Genomic DNA, 18,657 nt, shown 5'->3' on the forward strand with positions numbered 1-18,657 from the left:
GACGCCCCTCTCTCCTATAGATAGTCGCCCAAGCAGCGAGGCGCGCGCCTCGCGTGAGCGACAAAAAATTACGCCTGGCCGGTTTCGGCCGGGGCGCCGGCGATCTGCTGCTGGCGGGCGACGTAGATGGCGGCGAAGTCGATGGGATCGACCATGAAGGGCGGGTAGAAGCCGCCGTCCGAGGTCGCCTGGGCGATGACCTGGCGCGCGAAGGGGAAGAGGTAGCGCGGGCACTCGATCAGCAGCAGGGGCTCGATGTCCTGCGGCTGGACGCCCTGCAGGGCGAACAGGCCGCCGTAGAGCAGTTCCACGTGAAACACCGGGGTCTTGTCGTCGGCCGTGGCCTTGATCGACAGCTTCAGGTCGACTTCGAACAGGCCGTCGGGGCGACCCTGGGCGTTCATCTCGACGCCCATGTCGATGGCGGGCTTGCCGTCGATGCGCAGGCTGTCCGGCGCCTTGGGGTTCTCGAACGACAGGTCGCGGACGTATTGGGCCAGGATGCGGAAGCCGGGGCCTTGCGGCTGGCCGCCCTGAGGCTGGGCTTGATCGTGCGTCTGGCCATTGGCGTCGGCGGGCAGCGTGGCGTCGGTCATGAGTCTGGAAACCGTCTTATAGGAATGAGGCGTCCCGCTCCCCCTGGAGGCGGGTCTGAGGGGGCGGCGGTAGCATGGCGAGACCCTGTGTCGCAACGCCGAGACCCGCGTTCGCCTCTCGCTTCGCCTTGCGCCCGCCCGGATCGACCCCTAATCACGTTGTATGAGCTGCCCTTTCGCCTTTGGGGAGAAACCCGAGGCGCTTCCCTGTCGGGAAGATGAGGCCTGACTAGTCGAGGAACCCACCGTGCCGGTGACCTTTCAGATCGTGATCTTCGCCGTCATAGCGGCGGTTCTGCTGTTCCAACTCTATAATGTGCTGGGCAAGAAGGTCGGCCGTCAGCCCGAGGACAATCCCAAGCCCGTTCCGGTCCCCGCACCCCCTGCCGGCGCGCCTGAAGCCGCGCGCGGCCCCGTTGTCGACCCCGCGCTGACGGCCGCCATCGCAGGCTTGAAGACGCGCGATCCGAACTTCGACCCCCACCGCTTCCTGGAAGGCGCGCGTCAGGCCTATGAGACCATCGTCCGCGCCTACGCCAAGGGCGACCGCGACGCCCTTCGTCCGCTGCTGACCGACAAGGTCATGGGTTCGTTCGAGGCCGGGATCGCGGCGCGAGAGGCGCGCGGCGACGCCGAGAGCGTCGAACTGGTCCACGCCCCGCGCGCCGATCTGGAGCTGGCCACGACCGAGGGCGACCGCGCCCTGGCCAAGGTGCGCTTCCTGGCCGAGGTGCGCGGCTCGCTGACGCCGTCGGGCGGCGAGACCGTCACCGAAGAGCGCCGCACCGCCGAGATCTGGACCTTCGAGCGCCGCCTGGGCGCTTCGGATCCCAACTGGGCCCTGGCCCGCGTCGAGCCGGCGACCGCCTGATGATCGCACGGTCCGCGCCCCTCGATCAGACGGGCGCGGCCCGTCTCCTTACGGCTCCGCTTGAGCGACTGGGCGGCCTGTCCGGCGCTCTGGCCCTGACCTTGCTGGCGGCGGCCTGCGCCTCGACGCCGCGTCCGGTTCCGCCGACGCCTGGTCCTATCCCCCTGCCGCCGCCGGTGTCGCCGCCGGTTCCGCCTGTCGCCGGAGACCTCAATCTGGCCTCACTGCCCGGCTGGGCCGAGGAGGACCATTTGGCGGCCCTGCGCGCCTACGCCGCCGGTTGCGGCCCGTCGCGCATCGCTGTCGAGACCTGCCGCGACGCCCGCGCCCTGGCCGGCCGCGCCAATCCCAGCGACGCCCGCGCCTTCCTTGAAAGCCGCTTCACGGCGACCGAAGTCCGCACCGACGACGGCGGGCGCGGCCTGCTGACCGCCTATTTCGCGCCCGAGTATCCGGCCCGTCGCACGCCTGACGCCGAGTTCGACGCTCCGGTTCTCAGCCGCCCGGCCAATCTGTCCAGCGTGGGCGATCGCGCCGCCATCGAGGCGGGATCGGCCCAGTCCACGGCCCTGGCCTGGATGAAGGCCGAAGACTTGTTCTTCCTGCAGATTCAGGGCTCGGGAACTCTGACCTTCCCTGACGGCGCCCGCCTGCGCGCCGCCTACGCCGCCGACAACGGGGCCAAGTTCGTGGGCATCGCCCGACCGATGGCCGAGGAAGGTCTGCTGCCGAGAGACGGAACCTCGGGCGAGGCCATCCGCGCCTGGCTGGCCGCCCATCGCGGGCCTGAGGCGCGGCGCGTGATGGCGCTGAACCCGCGCTACATCTTCTTCACCACCAGCGCCGACGACGGCAATGAGGCGACCGGCGCGGCGGGCGTGCCCCTGCCCGCGCGACGCTCGGTGGCAGTCGATCCCTCACGCTGGACCTACGGCGAGGCGGCCTGGATCGAGGCGGACGGCGGCAATCTGCGAGGCGCCCGCGCCAGCTATCGCGGCCTGGTCATGACCTTGGACACCGGCTCGGCCATTCGCGGGCCGGTGCGCGCGGATCTTTATATCGGGCGCGGCGACGCGGCGGGGCATGAGGCGGGCGCCGTGCGCCACCCCTTGCGCATGTGGCGGCTGATCCCGCGCGGTTAGATCAGCCGCCGTTCGCGTCAGTCTCGGACGCGCGTAACCGTATTGTCGATGCCGTCGACGATCTGACGCGGGTGGCCCGAGGAGCGCCAGCGCACGACCTGCCCCGCGCCCGAAACCTCCAGAACCGCGTCAGGCGTCAGGGTGATGGAGACCTTGTTGTCAACGCCCGCCAGTTCCAGGCCCGCGCATACGCCCGTCAGGGTGATGTCGTGATTGGTCCCCTGGATTTCGACGCGGCGGCCCTCGCACGGAATGGTCCGCTTGTGACCCTCGCCGGCGATTTCGATCAGGTCAGGCCCCAGATCGACGCTGCCGACCTGGGGAGGCGGGGGAGCGAGAGCCAGGAGGGCGAGAGAGGCGAGCGGCGTGAACAACATGGGGAGGTCCAGTATGGCCTAGCTTGAGACCGTGATGAATGTCCGCCTCAGGCATTGGTTCCTGGCCTCAGGCCGCTTTACAGATCGCCGGATTTCCAATGGCGGAACCGTCTGACGCGAAGGCGGGTTCTGGCTTTGCCTTTCGAACAGGGAGAAACGGTTATGCCGAAGGGGGCCTGGAGCTATCTGGACCGGCGGCTGTTTATGGCCGGCGCCGCCGCCAGCGGTCTGATGTCGGCGGGCGCCGTCCAGGCCCGCGCGACGGCGACGACGGTCTTCCACGGCGGTCCGATCCGCACCATGGACGATGCGCAGCCGTCGGCCGAGGCCGTGGCGGTGCGCGGGCAGACCATCCTGGCGGTCGGCGCCCTGGACGCGGTGCGCGCGGCGGCGGGGCGAGGCGCGCGCCTGGTGGATCTTGACGGGCGGACCCTGCTGCCGGGCTTCTTCGATCCGCACGGGCACGTCTCCATGGTCGGGCTGCAGGCGCGCTACGCCAACCTCTTGCCTGCGCCGGACGGCGAAGGGAATGACATCGCCGCCCTGCAGCGGATCACGCGCGACTGGATGAACCGGCACGAGGCGCTGGTGCGCGACACCGGTCTGGTCATCGGCTTCGGCTATGACGATTCCCAGCTGAAGGAGCGGCGGCACCCCACGCGGGACGAACTGGACGCCATATCCGACGCCGTGCCGGTGCTGTTCCTGCACCAGTCGGGGCATCTGGGCGCGGCCAACGGCGCAGCCCTGGCCGCGGCGGGCGTCGGGACGGATACGGCGGATCCGGACGGCGGGGTGATCCGACGCAAGGACGGCTCGCGCGAGCCCAACGGCGTGCTGGAGGAAACCGCCCTGTTCGCCGTCATGGGCGCCCTGTTCACCCGTCTGGACGCCGAGGCCAACCGTCAGATGATCGTCGAGGGCGCTCGCTACTACGCCCGTTTCGGATACACCACGGCCCAGGACGGGCGGTCCTCCACCGACACCTGCCGCATGATGGCGGGACTGGCCGAGGCAGGCGCCCTGCCCATCGACATCCTGTCCTTCCCCGACATCCTGACCTCGACCGACGTCATGGCCACGCCCCTGTATCGGCGGAGCTATGAGGGCCGGTTCCGCATCGGCGGGGTCAAGCTGACGCTGGACGGCTCGCCCCAGGCCAAGACGGCTTGGCTGTCCCAGCCCTATTTCGTCCCGCCCGAAGGTCAGCCCGCCTCCTGGCGCGGCTATCCGGCGGTGACGGAGCAGCAGGCCCTGGACGCCGTGGACCTGGCCTTCGCCAACGACTGGCAGATCGAAGTCCACGCCAACGGCGACGCCGCCATCGACCTGATGATCGCCGCCGTGCGCGAGGCCGCGCGCAAGCACGGCGCCCGCGACCGCCGCCCGGTGCTGATCCACGGCCAGACGACGCGGATGGACCAACTGGACGAGCTGAAGGCCTTAGGAATCGTGCCTTCCTTCTTCCCCATGCACACCTTCTACTGGGGCGACTGGCACCGGGATTCCGTGTTGGGGCCGCGTCGGGCGGAGTTCATCTCGCCCTGCGGCTCGGCCTGGCGGCGCGGGATGCGCTTCACCAGCCACCACGACGCCCCGGTGGCCAATCCTGACGCCCTGCGGGTGCTGTCGGCCACGGTCACGCGCCGCACCCGCTCGGGCGACATCCTGGGGCCGGACGAGCGCGTGCCGGTCGAGGTCGCCCTGAAGGCCATGACCCTGTGGGCCGCCTGGCAGCACTATGAGGACGACCGCAAGGGCTCGCTGACGTCCGGCAAGCTGGCGGATATGGTCCTGCTGGATGCGGACCCCATGACCGTCGATCCCGACCGCCTGGCCGGGATCAAGGTCACGGACGTCTATAAGGACGGCCGTCCGGTCGAGCTGAGTTGAGGCCCTAGCGCTTCTTCAGGCTGCCCAGCACGCCGCGCAGCAGTTCGCGGGTGATGGTCGAGCCGGCGGTGCGCAGCACCGACTTGGTCAGGGCCTCCATCGGCGTCTGCCGGTTGGACGAGGCGCGCGGACGGGGCGAGGCCGGCGCGCGCGGCGCCGGAGCCGAACGCGCCGCCTTTTCCGCCGCCTTGGCTTCGGCAGCCGCCGCGGCCGTTTCGGCTTCGATGCGGTCGGCCTGGGCGCGGCGGGCGTTCAGCACCTCTTCGGCCGACTCGCGGTTGACCGCCGTGTCATAGACGCCGCGTACGGGGCTTGCGGCCATGGTGGCGGCGCGCTCGGCCTCGGTCGCCGGACCGAGGCGCGAATCCGGCGGACGGATCTTGGTCTGGGCCACCACGGTCGGCGCGCCCTTTTCATCGAGGGTCGACACCAGGGCCTCGCCGACGCCCAGGGCCTGAATGGCCTCGGCCGTGTCGAAGGCGGGGTTGGCGCGGAAGCTCTGGGCGGCCGCGCGCAGGCCCTTCTGCTCGGCGGGGGTATAGGCGCGCAGCGCGTGCTGAACGCGGTTGCCCAACTGGGCCAGGACGCTGTCGGGAATGTCGGCCGGGTTCTGGGTGACGAAATAGACGCCGACGCCCTTGGAGCGGATCAGGCGCACCACCTGCTCGACCTTTTCCAGCAGGCCCTTGGGCGCGTCGTTGAACAGCAGGTGGGCCTCGTCGAAGAAGAAGACCAGGCGCGGCTTCTCCGGGTCGCCGATCTCGGGCAACTGCTCGAACAGCTCGGACAGCAGCCACAGCAGGAAGGCGGCGTACAGGCGCGGGCTGTTCATCAGCCGCGTGGCGTCCAGCACGTTCACCTGGCCCCGGCCGTCCAGGGCGGTGCGCATCATGTCCTCCAGACGCAGGGCCGGTTCGCCGAAGAAGGCCTTGCCGCCCTGCTGTTCGAGCTGAAGCAGGGCGCGCTGGATGGCGGCGATGGAGGTTGGAGAGACGTTGCCGACCTCGCGGCCGATGGTCTGGGCGTTTTCGCCGACATAGGCCAGGAGTGCCCGCAGATCCTCAAGGTCCAGCAGCAGCAGGCCTTCCTTGTCGGCGACGTGGAAGGCGACGGTCAGCACCCCCTCCTGCACGTCGTTCAGCTCCAGCATTCGGGCCAGCAGCACGGGACCGACGTCGGACACGGTGGCGCGGATGGGGTGGCCCTTCTGACCGTACAGATCCCAGAAGACGACCGGGGCCGACTTGCCGTTCAAGGTCAGACCCATCTTGCCCGCGCGCTCGGCGAACTTTTCGACGCCGCCGCCCTGGCTGATGCCCGACAGGTCGCCCTTCACATCGGCGCAGAAGACCGGGACGCCCGCTTCGGAAAAGCCCTGGGCCATGATCTGCAGGGTGACGGTCTTGCCTGTGCCGGTGGCGCCGGCGACGACGCCGTGGCGGTTGGCCCGGTTCAGCAGCAGCCGTTCGGCCGCGCCCTCGAAGGACTGGCCGAGAAACAGGGCGGGGGCGTCGGTCATGAAGAGGGTCTCCTGCGTGCTTGTTCCATGCTTAATCGACCGCGCCGTCGCCGCAAGGCGGAACCGCCGCGGTTTACAGCGATTGACGCCGTTCCCGGCCACGACGACACTTCCGCCATGAAGCTTCCCATTACCGTCAGTCATTCCTCCCCGGCCACGAATGCGGTGGTGCTGATCGCCGTCGTGGCGGCAGGCGCGGCCCTCTACTGGCTCAGGGACATCCTGACGCCTCTGGCCATGGCCGTCTTCCTGATGATCATGATCGACGGGGTGAAGCGCGCCATCGAGCGACGCACGCCGATCCCGTCGCGTTTCGCGGGGGCGGCGGCCCTGATCGTGGTGGTGCTGGGCTTTCTGGCCTCGATCTGGATCATCGTCGACGGGGCGGCGGGTTTCTTCACCGACGCCTCGGGCGTGGCGGGCAGCATCGGCCCGCGCATCGACCAGATCAGCCGCGACGTCTCGGCCCTGGTCGGGATCAGCGATCCGCCGACCCTGCACGACATGATCGCAGGCATCGACATGCGCGGCTGGCTGACCACGACGGCCTTCCAGGTGCAGGGCGCGGCTACCGGCGCCTTCTTCGTCATGATCTACCTGGGCTTCCTGCTGGCCTCGCAGGCGGGGTTCCGCAAGAAGATGGTGGGCATGTTCCCCGAGCGCGGCCCCGCGCCAGGAGGCGCTGGAGGTGTTCGAACGCGTGCGCGGCGGGGTCGAGGGCTATCTGTGGGTCCAGGCCGTGACCGGAGCCATGATCTGCGCCGTGGCCTGGGGGCTGATGCGGGCGGTGGGGCTTCAGAACGCCGAGTTCTGGACCTTCGTCATCTTCATCGTCGGCTTCATTCCGGTGCTGGGCGGCGCCGTGGCGGGCTGCGCTCCGCCGCTGTTCGCCCTGGTCCAGTTCGAGAGCTACTGGCCCGCCCTGATCCTTTTCGTCGGTCTTCAGACCCTGCTCTTCCTGGTCGGCAATCTGGTCCAGCCGCGGATGCAGGGCGACAATCAGAATATCGACCCTATCGTGGTGCTGCTGGCCCTGGCCTTCTGGGGCAAGCTGTGGGGCGTGGCGGGGATGTTCCTGTCGACCCCGCTGGCGGTGATGGCCATGGCCATCCTGGCGGAGTTCAAGGGCTCGCGCTGGATCGCCGTGCTGTTGTCGGGCGACGGCGAGCCCTATGCCGCCAAGCAAACGAAGAAACCGGATAAGAAAACTGAATCTTCACCCAAGAATCGGGGCGGTTCTACCCTGTTGAATCGTATACTGGGGGCGCGACGTCCCGCCGCAGGCTTAAAGCTAGAAATATTCGTCTTCTTGTCCTTGAACTGCCGCAATCGACGCCTATCTCATCCTCACACGACGACGCGGTCCTCCCCTCCCCCTCCCGGACCGCGACGTCCCAGGCCGGCGCTTCCCCTCCCCCTCCTGAGCGCCGGACCGAGCAGGCCGTCGGACTCCGTTCGACGGCCTTGTTCGTTTCTGGGGCCGATTTTCCTTCATGCCGACGCGCGCTTCTGTCCGATCACGGCTGAATTGGGGCTTTTATTTCTCTGTTCTGCGGCGGGCTTGGCTAAAACAGTCCACAACTGGGCCTCCTGCGCCACATGGTGCGGTGCACACTGAAATTCCCTGTCTTTCGGGGCGTCGGCGGCCTAGCCGTTCTCGCCGGGGACGCTAAGGTGCGGCTGTTTTCCCCAGCGGTTTTCCACCGCGCCGTTCGAGACCTGAGTCATGTCCGCTGCTTCGCGCATCGTTCCCGCCGTTCCCGCCGACCTGGGAGCGCTGGAGGCGGCCTACGCGCGGATTGCGGCGCCGCCGGGCGCGGCGGAGAAGACCCTGCTGGCTCAGGCCTTCGACGACTATTCGGCGGATGAGACGCCCGAGCTGGGCGGAGACGACCTGGCGGTCCTGCTGGCCGGCGCCTGGCGCGGCGCCGAGGCCCGCAAGGCGGGCGAGCCCGCCCGCATCACCGTCGGTCCGCTGGCCGACGCCGCCGGCGTCAACACCGGCTATGACCAGATCCTGATCCTGCAGGACGACAACCCCTTCCTGGTCGACAGCGTCCTGGGCGAACTGGCTGAGGCGGGCGTCACCGTCCGCGCCTTGTTCCACCCCATCGTCGAGGTCGAGGCCGGTCGTCGCGACTCCCTGATCATCGTCGTCATCGACCCCCTGCCGCAGGAACGCCGCGACGCCCTGGGCGAGGGCCTGGCGCAGGCCATGGCCGATGTGCGCGTCGCCGTGCGCGACCACGGCGCCATGGTCCAGACCATGCGCGACGCCGTCCAGCGTCTTGAAGCCGCCCCGCCGAAGGGCGTCGATCCGGAGGTGCTGAAGGAGAACCTCGAGTTCCTGCGTTGGGCCAAGAGCGACCATTTCGTCTTCCTGGGCGCGCGCGACTACGACTATCCGCGTGACGCGTCCGGCTCCTATGAGGCCGAGGCGCCGTTGAACCAGTCCAGCGACGGCCTGGGCGTGCTCAGCGATCCCGAGCGCCGCGTCCTGCGCCGCGCCTCCGAGCCCGCCGTCCTGACCGCCGCCATGCAGCGCCAGATGGACGAGAGCGATCCCGTCACCGTGGCCAAGGCCAATATGCGCTCGCGCGTGCACCGCCGGGCCTACATGGATTACGTCGGGGTCAAGCGCTACGACGCCGACGGCAAGCCGACCGGCGAGACCCGCTTCGTCGGCCTGTTCACCGCCGAGGCCTACGACAAGATGGCCAAGGAAGTGCCGCTGATCCGTCGCAAGGTCGCCAATGCGCTGGAGCGCGCGGGCAAGACGCCGGGCAGCCACAACTACAAGCGCCTGAAGAACATCCTCGAGAACTACCCCCGCGACGAACTGTTCCAGATCGGCGAGGACGAGCTGCTGGATACGGCGCTGGGCATCCTGCACCTGTACGACCGCCCGCGCATCCGCCTGTTCACGCGCCGCGATCCGTTCGATCGTTTCGTCTCGGTGCTGTGCTTCATCCCGCGCGAGCGTTTCGACGCCGGTCTGCGCCAGCGCATCGGCGGAATCCTGGCCCAGGCCTGGGGCGGCCGCGTCTCGGCCTGGTATCCGCAGCTGACCGATCAGCCGCTGACCCGCGTCCACTACATCATCGGCGTGACGCCGGGCGATCATCCGATCCCGGATCTGAAGGCGCTTGAGGCCGAGGTGGCCGAGGCCGGCCGCAGCTGGATCGACCGCTTCGAGCGCGCCCTGCGCCTGGCCGGGGTGGACGAGGCCGCTGTCGGCCCGACCAGCGCCCGCTGGGCCGAGGGCTTCGGCGTGGCTTTCCGCGCCCGCTATGACGCGGCCGAGGCCGTGGCCGACCTGGAGCAGTTCGACCGACTGAACGACGGCTCGGCCGCCGACGGCGTCCACGCCGAGCCGGTGGCCGTGCGCGCCTTCCGTACGGCCGACGAGACCAATCTGCAGTTCCGCTTCAAGCTGTATCGCCGTGGGGCGGCCGTGCCGCTGTCGGACGTCTTGCCGATCCTGGCCGACATGGGCCTGAAGACGCTGGAGGAATCCGACCACGTCGTGCGCACGATCGGCCAGGAGCCGATCTACATCCACGACTTCCTGCTGGAAGATCCGCGCGGCGCCGACCTGGTGTTCGCCGATCTCAAGACCCCGTTCGAAGAGGCCTTCAAGGCCGTGTGGAACGGCCGCACCGAGAGCGACGGCTTCAACCGCCTGGTGCTCGAGCTGGGCGTCGACTGGCGCGAGGCGGCCCTGATACGCACCCTGGCCCGCTATCGCCAGCAGACGGGTCTGGACCCGTCGCAGTCGGTGCAGGAAGCCGCCCTGCGCGAGTATCCCGACGTGGCGCGCGCCATCCTGGCGCTGTTCAAGGCCAAGTTCGATCCGGCGCACGGCGGCTCGGTCGCCGAGCGTGAAGCGGCCGTGGCCGAATTGGACGCCAGGATCGAGACCCTGCTGCAGGACGTGAAGAGCCTGGATCACGACCGGGCGCTGCGCCGCATCGCGGCCCTGATCGACGGCATCAAGCGCACCAACTTCTATCAGGTCGACGCCGAGGGCGCGCCCAAGGCCCACATCTCGATCAAGATCGCCGGTCAGGAACTGGCCGACCTGCCCCTGCCCAAGCCTTTCCGAGAAATCTTCGTCTGGGCGCCGCACATCGAGGGCTCGCACCTGCGCTTCGGCCCGGTGGCGCGCGGGGGCCTGCGCTGGTCGGACCGTCGCGACGACTTCCGCACCGAGGTTCTGGGTCTGGTGAAGGCCCAGCAGGTCAAGAACTCGGTCATCGTGCCGGTCGGCTCCAAGGGCGGCTTCTATCCCAAGCAGCTGCCGGTCGGCGGCACGCGCGAGGAGACGCAGGCCGAGGCCATCCGCGCCTATAAGACCTTCCTGTCCGGCATGCTGGACATCACCGACAACATCGTCGGCGACGGCGCGCCGGTGCGTCCGGCCAATGTCGTGGCCTGGGAGGGCGACGACCCCTATCTGGTCGTGGCCGCCGACAAGGGCACGGCGACCTTCTCGGACATCGCCAACGGCGTGAGCCAATCCTACGGCTTCTGGCTGGACGACGCCTTCGCCTCGGGCGGCTCGGCCGGCTACGACCACAAGGAAATGGGCATCACGGCGCGCGGCGCCTGGGAGGCGGTCAAGCGTCACTTCCGCGAGCTCGGCAAGGACATCCAGACCGAGCCCTTCACCGTGGTCGGCGTCGGCGACATGTCGGGCGACGTCTTCGGCAACGGCATGTTGCTGTCGCAGGCGACCAAGGTCGTGGCCGCCTTCGATCACCGCGACATCTTCATCGACCCGAACCCGGACGTGGCGAAGTCGTGGGCCGAGCGCAAGCGCCTGTTCGAGACGCCGCGCACCAGCTGGCAGGACTATGACAAGGCTCTGATCTCGGAAGGCGGCGGCGTTTTCTCGCGCTCGGCCAAGTCGATCGCCCTGACGCCGCAGATCAAGGCGCTGCTGGATATCGAGGCCGACAGCGTCGATCCGGTCACCCTGATGCAGGCCATCCTCAAGGCCCGCGCCGAGCTGCTCTACTTCGGCGGCATCGGCACCTACATCAAGGGCGCCGGCGAGACGAACCTGCAGGTCGGCGACAAGGCCAATGACGCCATCCGCATCAACGGCGGCGAGATCCGGGCGCAGGTCGTCGGCGAAGGCGCCAACCTGGGCGCGACCCAGCTCGGCCGGATCGAAGCCGCCCGCGCGGGCGTGCGTCTGAACACCGACGCCATCGACAACTCGGCCGGGGTGGACTCCTCGGACCACGAGGTGAACATCAAGATCCTGACCGGCGGCGCCATCGCCTCGGGCCATCTGAAGGCCGAGGACCGCAACGCCCTGCTCAAGTCGATGACCGACGAGGTCGCGGACAAGGTGCTGGCCCACAACTACGATCAGACCCTGGCCCTGACCCTGCAACAGGCCGAAGGCGCGGCCGCGCTGGACTCTCAGCAGGCCTTCATGCAGCACCTGTCGTCGATCGGTAAGCTGAACCGGGCGGTCGAATACCTGCCCGACGACGCCCGCATCGCCGAGATGAAGCTGCAGGGCCAGGCCCTGACTCGGCCGGAGCTGGCGGTCCTGACCGCCTATTCCAAACTCGAGCTGTTCGACGAGATCGTCGGCTCGACGGCGCCGGACGACGCCTTCTTCGAACGCCTGCTGCTGGAATACTTCCCGGCGCCGCTGGCTCAGTTCGAAGAGGATATGAAGGGCCATCGCCTGCGTCGCGACATCATCGCCACCGTGCTGTCGAACGAGATCGTCAACATGGCCGGGCCGACCTTCCCCGATCGCCTGCGTGCGGCGGCGGAATGCGACACCGCCGCCATGGTCACGGCCTTCGAGACCGCGCGTCACGTCTTCCGCCTCGACGAGGCCTGGAAGGCGGTGTCGGCCCTGGACCTGAAGATTCCGGCCGAGGCCCAGACGGCCCTCTATCAGGAGATCGCCCTAGTCCTGCGTCGCCAGACCTTCTGGCTGGCGCGCCGCGCGGCTCGCACCGAGACGACGGTCGGCGGCATGATCGCCGCCTATCAGCCCGCCGCCGACGCCCTGCGCGCCGCCGGTCCGGAAGTGTTGTCGCGTTATGAGCACGCTCGCTACGAAGGCCGGGTCCAGACCTTCATCGGTCTGGGCGCGCCGGAAGAGCTGGCCCGCGACATCGCCATGCTGCGTCCGATGGTGGCCACGGCCGACATCGGCGACCTGTCGGGCGAACTGGGCTGGGACGCCCCGGCCATGGCCCGCGTCTATCACCAGGTCGGCGCCGCCTTCGATTTCGACCGCCTGCGCGTGGCGGCCGGGTCGGTGCCGTCCGGCGATCGCTTCGATCGCCTGGCCGTGCGTCGCCTGATCCAGGATCTGATGACCGAGCAGCAGCAGCTGACCCGCGCCGTGGCCAAGGCCTCGGCCCAGGCGGCTGGCGCCGGCGAGGACAGCGCCGAACAGGCGGTCGACGCCTGGATCGGCGCCCGCATGGATCAGGTGGAAGCCCTGCGCGCCTCGGTCGATGAGATCGAGACTTCGGGCTCCGGCTGGACCTTCGCCAAGCTGACCATCGCCAACGGCGAGATCCGCGAGGTGCTGGCTTCAGCTTCCTAAGCGAGGTGACGCCGGGCGAGAGCCCGGCGTCACGCGCTACGTTCGCGACGCGGTCGCTCACTGCTTGAGCGCATGAGGCGTTTGAAAAGTGAGCGATGGTCGTGAAGTCGCTTTTAAGGCCCGTCCGTTTCGTCGTTTGGCGAGGCGGGCGGGCCTTGGCGTTTGGGGCGGGGTCGGTTTAGGTGGCCCTTGCTGTTCAGCGAACCGGAGGGCCCATGCCCAGGAAGTTCCTCGTCGTCGTCGACGACACTCCCGAATTGGACGCGGCCCTGGCCTACGCCGCGCGCCGCGCGCGTTCGACCGGGGGCCATGTGGTGCTGTTACGCGCCCTGGTCGGCGGATCGGACGAGCACTGGTCGGGCGTCCGCGATGAAATCCGACGCCAACAACGCGAGGAGGCCGAGGCTCTGTTGGCCCGGCTGGGCGAAAAGGTCGCCGAGACGTCCGGCGCTCCTCCCGTCTATCTGATCGAGGAAGGCGATCCCCAGGCCGCCATTCGCAAGGCGGTCGGCGATGATCCCGACATCAAGATCCTGATCCTGGCTGCGGGCGCCAACGGGCGCGGCCCTGGCCCCCTGGTCTCGGCGGTATTGAAACAGGGCGCCGCCCTCACCGGCCGAAAGCTGCCCGTCACCATCGTTCCCGGCGAACTGACCGAGGCCGAGATTCTGGATCTGGCGTAATCCGGATTCGCTATGCTCGGCCGCGGGGCCTCGCGGCTTGGGCGACCTGGGCGGGACCATGAGGCCGAGCGGCGTTGATGGAGAGTTGCGTCGTCGGCTCTGTCCTTGGGGCTTAACGCCCACTTGAACCATGGCGCCGCAGGGCGCATCTGGGGTTCATGTTCATCCAGACCGAAGCCACGCCCAATCCCAACGCCCTGAAGTTCCTGCCGGGCCGCGACGTCGCGGTTCAGGACGTGTTGGAATATCGCACGATCGATGAAGCGGCGGCCTCGCCCTTGGCCGAGGCTCTGTTCGAGCTGGAAGGGGTCGAGGGCGTCTTTTTTGGCGCCGACTACGTCTCGGTCACCCGCGCGGCCCACGGCCCGGACTGGACCGAGATGAAGGCGCCGATCCTGTCGGTCATCATGGATCATTTCGTCTCGGGCGCGCCGCTGGTGCGCGAGGGCGAAACGGCGACCGAGGACGCCGGCGAGGACACGGAGATCGTGGCCGAGATCAAGAGCCTGCTCGACAGCCGCATCCGTCCGGCCGTGGCTCAGGACGGCGGCGACATCCTGTTCGACCATTTCGACGAGGAGACCGGCGTGCTGCGCCTGCGGATGCGTGGCGCCTGCGCCGGCTGCCCCTCCTCCTCCGCCACGTTGAAGGCCGGGGTCGAGCAGATGATGCGCCACTACGTCCCCGAAGTGACCAGCGTCGAACAGGTGCTGTAAGCGCCGCCCTGTTTCACATGAAACACTCGTCGGACGGCGCGTCGTCGGGCATGATGGCGCCATGAGCGGTTCGGACGAGACATCCCAGGCGCGCGCCCTGGGCGAGGCCCTGGCGACGCTGCGGCGCGAGCGCGGCCTGAGCCAGGCTGAGGCGGGCCAGCGGATCGGCATGACCAGCCAGGGCTGGGGCCTGTATGAGGCGGGCAAGCGCTCCAGCCTGTTCCGTCCAGACGTTCAGCGCCGCCTGACCGGCGCCCTGGACGCCACGCCTGAAGCCTTGGTCCTGCAGCTGGAAGGCGAGCCGGCTTCACCTGAAGTCCTTGCCGCCAATGGAGTTTCGGCGCGCGGCCGGGCGTTCGAGGGCGCTCCCATCGCGTCGCGTCGGCTGCGGTTGGAGACGGATGAGCTGGCGCCCTGGGCCTCCGCCGGGACGGTGCTGGAATATGCGCCGGGGCGTTGGCCGCGCCGGGGACAGGGCTGCATTATCCAGATGGACGACGGTGTTCAGAAGGTTCGTCTTTATGATCGCGCCGATGACGCTGAAGTGGTGGTCTTCGGCGCGGGCGGCTTGGATCGGTCGGAGCGGATCGCGCGCTCGCATATCCAGTCGATGTCGGCGATCATCAGCCGCCTCGACGATGAATGAAACAAAATAGTTGTATTTTGGCGTAGATCATGAAACTCTCTGGTTGAAATCGGAGGGGTCATGTCGCGTCGCAGTCATCATATCGACCAGGCCGTCGGCCTGCGCATCGCCGCCCGGCGGTCCGCCCTGGGCTGGTCTCAGTCCGTTCTCGGACGGGAACTGGGCGTCAGCTTCCAGCAGATTCAGAAATATGAGACGGGGGCCAACCGCGTCTCTGCTTCGCGCCTGCATCAGGCGGCGACCGCCATGGGATGTTCGGTGGCCGATTTCTTTCCCGCGCGCCCCAGTGTCGAGGGGGAGGTCGAGCTGGTCCATCCGGTTCTGGCCAGCGCCGAGGGGCGGGGTCTGGCCGAGGCTTTCGCCCGCATTCCCGACGCAGGCGCGCGCCGGGCCCTGACGCGGGTCGCCCAGGCCATGGCGGGCGCCTGATCGACGCCCGGCGTCGTGGCGGTCGCATCCGAAGCGGTTTCGCATTAGGGACAGAACCATGAAGGTCATGGTCATCGACACGGCGCTGGGCGCCTGCGTTGCGGGGGTGTTCACGGGCGAGGCGGATGCGGCCCCGCCCTACGCCTTGGGCTTGCGCGCGGAGGTCATGGCCAAGGGACATCAGGAGCGTCTGGGCGGTCTGGCGCGCGATGCGGCGGCCGAGGCGGGGGGCTTCGACGGGATCGACCGCATCGGCGTGACGGTGGGGCCGGGCTCTTTCACCGGCCTGCGGGTCGGTCTGGCCTTTGCGCTGGGTCTGGGCGCGGCGCTGGATCGGCCGGTGGTCGGCGTCTCTACGCTGGACGCCCTGGCCGCCTCGGTTCCCGCGAAGGGGATGGTCGCCGCCGTGATCGATGCGCGTCGGGGCCAGGTCTATGCGCGCCTGTTCTGCGACGGCGCGCCGTTGGGCGAGGCTGAGGCCCTGCCGCTGGAGACGGCGCGCGACCGCATCCTGGCCGCCGCCGGAGCCGCACAGCCGACCCTGGTCGGCAGCGGGGCGGCGCTTCTGGCCGAGACCTTCCCTGAGCTGGCGGGCGCGGCCTTGCACCCCCTGCCCGCGCCGACGCCAGAGGCGGTGGCGGCGCTGACCCTGGCCGCCGATCCGGCGACGTCGCCGCCGCAGCCGCTCTATCTGCGCGCGCCCGACGCTACGCCGCCCAGCCGCCTGCCGGGCCAGCCGCGCCAGCCCGCCGCGTGAGCGCGCCGCTTTTCCCGACGGCCGATCCTGGGCGTCTCGCCGCGATCCACGCCGAGGCTTTTGCGGCGCCGTGGGATGAAGCGGCCCTGACCGAACTGCTGACTTCGCCGGGCGTGTTCGCCGTGGCCGAGGAGGACGGCTTCATCCTGATCCGCGTCGTGGTCGACGAGGCCGAGATCCTGACCCTGGCGGTGCGGCCTTCTGCGCGTCGCGCGGGCCTGGGCGTTCGCCTGGTCGAGGCGGCGGTGGTGCGGGCCGCCGCCTTGGGAGCCGAGCGGATGTTCCTGGAGGTGGCCGAGGGCAACGTCGCCGCCCGCGCCCTCTACGCCCGAAGCGGCTTCGTCGAGATGGGCCGCCGTCGCGGCTATTATTCGCATACGGACGGACGCCGGGAGGACGCGCTGACGCTTGTCCTGAACTTCCCTGAATAGCTTCCATAAGGCGACGGTACAGCCTATCTTCGCCGCCATGGACCGGATCGAAAAACTTTGCGCCGAACGCGGCATGCGCATGACTGAGCAACGTCGGGTGATCGCCCGCGTCCTGTCGAACGCCGAAGACCACCCCGATGTGGAAGAGCTGTATCGCCGCGCCTCGGCGATCGACCCGCACATCTCAATCGCCACCGTCTATCGCACCGTACGCCTGTTCGAAGAGGCGGGCGTGGTCGAAAAGCACGACTTCGGCGACGGCCGCAGCCGCTATGAAGAGGCGGGCGACGATCACCATGACCACCTGATCGACACCAAGACGGGCGAGGTCATTGAATTCTTCGACGCCGAGATCGAACGGCTGAAGGCCGAGATCGCGCGCAAGCTGGGCTATGAGCTGGTCGGCCATAAGCTGGAGCTCTACGGCCACGTCATCCCCGGCGCCGAGCCGGTGGAGCGCGAAGGCCTAATCTATAAGCGCCGTCCGCGCGACGAGACCGAAGACTGACCGCCGTCGGCGTTCGCGTCGTCTTGCCGTCGTCGATTTCGGCGATCATAAGCCGTGCATGACTGATACGCTCGACCTTCCCGCCCCGGCGGACGCTGGCGCATCTGACGCGAGCGTCGCGCCCAAGCGCCTGTTCATCAAGACCTACGGTTGTCAGATGAACGTCTATGACTCCGAGCGCATGGCCGATGTGCTGCGGCCGTTGGGCTATGCCCCGACCGAGACGCCGGAAGACGCCGACTTCGTCATCCTGAACACCTGCCACATTCGCGAGAAGGCGGCCGAGAAGGTCTATTCCGAACTCGGCAAGCTGCGGCAGATGAAGGAGGCGCGCGACGGCGGCATGACCATCGCCGTGGCCGGCTGCGTCGCCCAGGCCGAGGGCGAGGAGATCATGAAGCGCCAGCCGGCGGTCGATCTGGTGGTGGGGCCCCAGGCCTATCACCAGCTGCCGGAGTTGCTGACCCGCACCGCGCGGGCGCGCGGCGAGCGCATCGGCGCAGACTTCGCCCCCAACGAAAAATTCGACGCCCTGCCCGCTGCGCGCGGCACGGACGGGGTGACGGCCTTCCTGACGGTGCAGGAGGGCTGCGACAAGTTCTGCACCTTCTGCGTGGTGCCCTATACGCGCGGCGCCGAGTGGTCGCGGCCGGTGGCGGCCGTGCTGGACGAGGCCCGCGCCCTGGCCGACCGGGGCGTGCGCGAAGTCACCCTGCTGGGCCAGAACGTCAACGCCTATGACGGCGAGGGGCCGGACGGGAAGCCGTTCACCTTGGCGAAGCTGGCCTACGCCCTGGCGGACATCCCCGGCATCGACCGCATCCGCTATACGACGAGCCACCCGAACGACATGTCGGACGATCTGATCGCGGCGCACGGCGAGCTGGACGCCCTGATGCCCTATCTGCACCTGCCGGTGCAGGCGGGCTCGGACCGCATCCTGCGCCTGATGAACCGCAAGCACGGGCGTCAGAAGTATTTCGACCTGATCGACCGCATCCGCGCGGCGCGGCCGGACATGGCGTTGTCGGGCGACTTCATCGTCGGTTTCCCCGGCGAGACGGATCGCGATTTCGAGGACACCATGGATTTGGTGCGGCGGGTGAACTACGCCAGCGCCTTCTCCTTCATGTATTCGCCGCGTCCCGGCACGCCCGCCGCGACCATGGCGGCCCAGGTGCCGGACGCCGTGGCCAAGGAACGTCTGCACGCCCTGCAGGGCCTGCTGACCGAGCAGCAGGTCGCCTTCAATCAGTCGCTGGCTGGGCGCATCCTGCCGGTGCTGTTCGAGAAGAAGGGCCGCCACGGCGCCCAGGCCATCGGCCGCTCGCCCTATCTGCAATCGGTCCACGTCGAGGACGCGGATCAACTGATCGGCCGGATCGTTCCGGTCGAGATCATCAGCGGCCAGCAGAACAGCCTGTCCGGCCGCCTGATTCAGACCAACTGACGCCTGTTTCGCCACGCGCCGTGTGCGGGACAGGAGCACGCAATAACGTC

Annotated in this window: 17 protein-coding genes; 13 read left to right on the forward strand and 4 right to left on the reverse strand. The window is 68.8% G+C overall.

The genetic code is table 11. From position 1 onward, the window contains the following. Positions 1 to 68: 68 nt before the first annotated feature. On the reverse strand, positions 69 to 596 hold the full coding sequence (gene secB / locus FGL25_RS15870) for a protein-export chaperone SecB (RefSeq protein WP_138142242.1): 528 nt from the start codon (positions 594 to 596) through the stop codon (positions 69 to 71). 253 nt (positions 597 to 849) lie between these two features. Between secB and timA the strand changes: the two genes are divergently transcribed. Together timA and FGL25_RS15880 are read left to right on the forward strand one after the other, a co-directional pair. Beyond that, positions 850 to 1,467 (forward strand): TIM44-related membrane protein TimA, encoded by a 618-nt coding sequence (gene timA, locus FGL25_RS15875; protein ID WP_138142476.1) that lies wholly within the window; start codon positions 850 to 852, stop codon positions 1,465 to 1,467. Continuing rightward, a complete protein-coding gene (locus tag FGL25_RS15880; RefSeq protein ID WP_128719190.1) occupies positions 1,467 to 2,609 on the forward strand; it encodes an MltA domain-containing protein in 1,143 nt (380 codons plus the stop codon). Before timA ends, FGL25_RS15880 begins: the two co-directional genes overlap by 1 nt. A gap of 17 nt (positions 2,610 to 2,626) precedes the next feature. Here the strand turns inward: FGL25_RS15880 and FGL25_RS15885 are convergent, their stop codons facing one another. Next, positions 2,627 to 2,986: a DUF3060 domain-containing protein gene (locus FGL25_RS15885; protein WP_138142243.1), complete on the reverse strand. Its 360-nt coding sequence runs from the start codon at positions 2,984 to 2,986 to the stop codon at positions 2,627 to 2,629. A 162-nt stretch (positions 2,987 to 3,148) separates the two neighbouring features. On the opposite strand from FGL25_RS15885, the gene FGL25_RS15890 reads away from it, so the two are divergent. After that, on the forward strand, positions 3,149 to 4,879 hold the full coding sequence (locus FGL25_RS15890) for an amidohydrolase (RefSeq protein WP_197733859.1): 1,731 nt from the start codon (positions 3,149 to 3,151) through the stop codon (positions 4,877 to 4,879). Between the two features lie 4 nt (positions 4,880 to 4,883). On the opposite strand, the gene FGL25_RS15895 is transcribed toward FGL25_RS15890, so the two are convergent. After that, positions 4,884 to 6,398: a helicase HerA-like domain-containing protein gene (locus FGL25_RS15895; RefSeq protein ID WP_138142244.1), complete on the reverse strand. Its 1,515-nt coding sequence runs from the start codon at positions 6,396 to 6,398 to the stop codon at positions 4,884 to 4,886. Positions 6,399 to 6,601: 203 nt separating this feature from the next. Continuing rightward, positions 6,602 to 6,988 (reverse strand): hypothetical protein, encoded by a 387-nt coding sequence (locus FGL25_RS18040; RefSeq protein WP_354702811.1) that lies wholly within the window; start codon positions 6,986 to 6,988, stop codon positions 6,602 to 6,604. Positions 6,989 to 7,086: 98 nt separating this feature from the next. Between FGL25_RS18040 and FGL25_RS18045 the strand changes: the two genes are divergently transcribed. The 10 genes from FGL25_RS18045 to miaB all read left to right on the forward strand — a co-directional run bounded on the left by FGL25_RS18045 (position 7,087) and on the right by miaB (position 18,607). Further along, complete coding sequence (locus FGL25_RS18045) at positions 7,087 to 8,016, forward strand: AI-2E family transporter (protein ID WP_354702812.1); 930 nt, start codon at positions 7,087 to 7,089, stop codon at positions 8,014 to 8,016. Positions 8,017 to 8,124: 108 nt separating this feature from the next. Then, complete coding sequence (locus FGL25_RS15905; protein ID WP_138142245.1) at positions 8,125 to 12,987, forward strand: NAD-glutamate dehydrogenase; 4,863 nt, start codon at positions 8,125 to 8,127, stop codon at positions 12,985 to 12,987. A gap of 215 nt (positions 12,988 to 13,202) precedes the next feature. Beyond that, complete coding sequence (locus FGL25_RS15910) at positions 13,203 to 13,670, forward strand: universal stress protein (protein WP_046652674.1); 468 nt, start codon at positions 13,203 to 13,205, stop codon at positions 13,668 to 13,670. A gap of 158 nt (positions 13,671 to 13,828) precedes the next feature. Then, a complete protein-coding gene (locus FGL25_RS15915) occupies positions 13,829 to 14,386 on the forward strand; it encodes a NifU family protein (protein WP_046652673.1) in 558 nt (185 codons plus the stop codon). Positions 14,387 to 14,447: 61 nt separating this feature from the next. Next, entirely contained in the window at positions 14,448 to 15,032 is a 585-nt protein-coding gene (locus tag FGL25_RS15920; protein WP_252970228.1) for a helix-turn-helix domain-containing protein, read from the forward strand. Positions 15,033 to 15,092: 60 nt separating this feature from the next. Further along, complete coding sequence (locus FGL25_RS15925; RefSeq protein ID WP_046652671.1) at positions 15,093 to 15,461, forward strand: helix-turn-helix domain-containing protein; 369 nt, start codon at positions 15,093 to 15,095, stop codon at positions 15,459 to 15,461. 58 nt (positions 15,462 to 15,519) lie between these two features. Then, positions 15,520 to 16,218, forward strand: a complete 699-nt coding sequence (tsaB, locus tag FGL25_RS15930) for a tRNA (adenosine(37)-N6)-threonylcarbamoyltransferase complex dimerization subunit type 1 TsaB (RefSeq protein WP_138142246.1) — start codon at positions 15,520 to 15,522, stop codon at positions 16,216 to 16,218. Then, positions 16,215 to 16,649, forward strand: a complete 435-nt coding sequence (rimI, locus tag FGL25_RS15935) for a ribosomal protein S18-alanine N-acetyltransferase (protein ID WP_138142247.1) — start codon at positions 16,215 to 16,217, stop codon at positions 16,647 to 16,649. Before tsaB ends, rimI begins: the two co-directional genes overlap by 4 nt. A gap of 37 nt (positions 16,650 to 16,686) precedes the next feature. Continuing rightward, a complete protein-coding gene (locus FGL25_RS15940; RefSeq protein ID WP_003166535.1) occupies positions 16,687 to 17,157 on the forward strand; it encodes a Fur family transcriptional regulator in 471 nt (156 codons plus the stop codon). A gap of 58 nt (positions 17,158 to 17,215) precedes the next feature. Next, positions 17,216 to 18,607: a tRNA (N6-isopentenyl adenosine(37)-C2)-methylthiotransferase MiaB gene (gene miaB / locus FGL25_RS15945; protein ID WP_138142248.1), complete on the forward strand. Its 1,392-nt coding sequence runs from the start codon at positions 17,216 to 17,218 to the stop codon at positions 18,605 to 18,607. Positions 18,608 to 18,657: the final 50 nt, after the last annotated feature.

Source organism: Brevundimonas vancanneytii, assembly GCF_901421975.1.
GTDB classification, from domain to species: Bacteria; Pseudomonadota; Alphaproteobacteria; order Caulobacterales; family Caulobacteraceae; genus Brevundimonas; species Brevundimonas diminuta.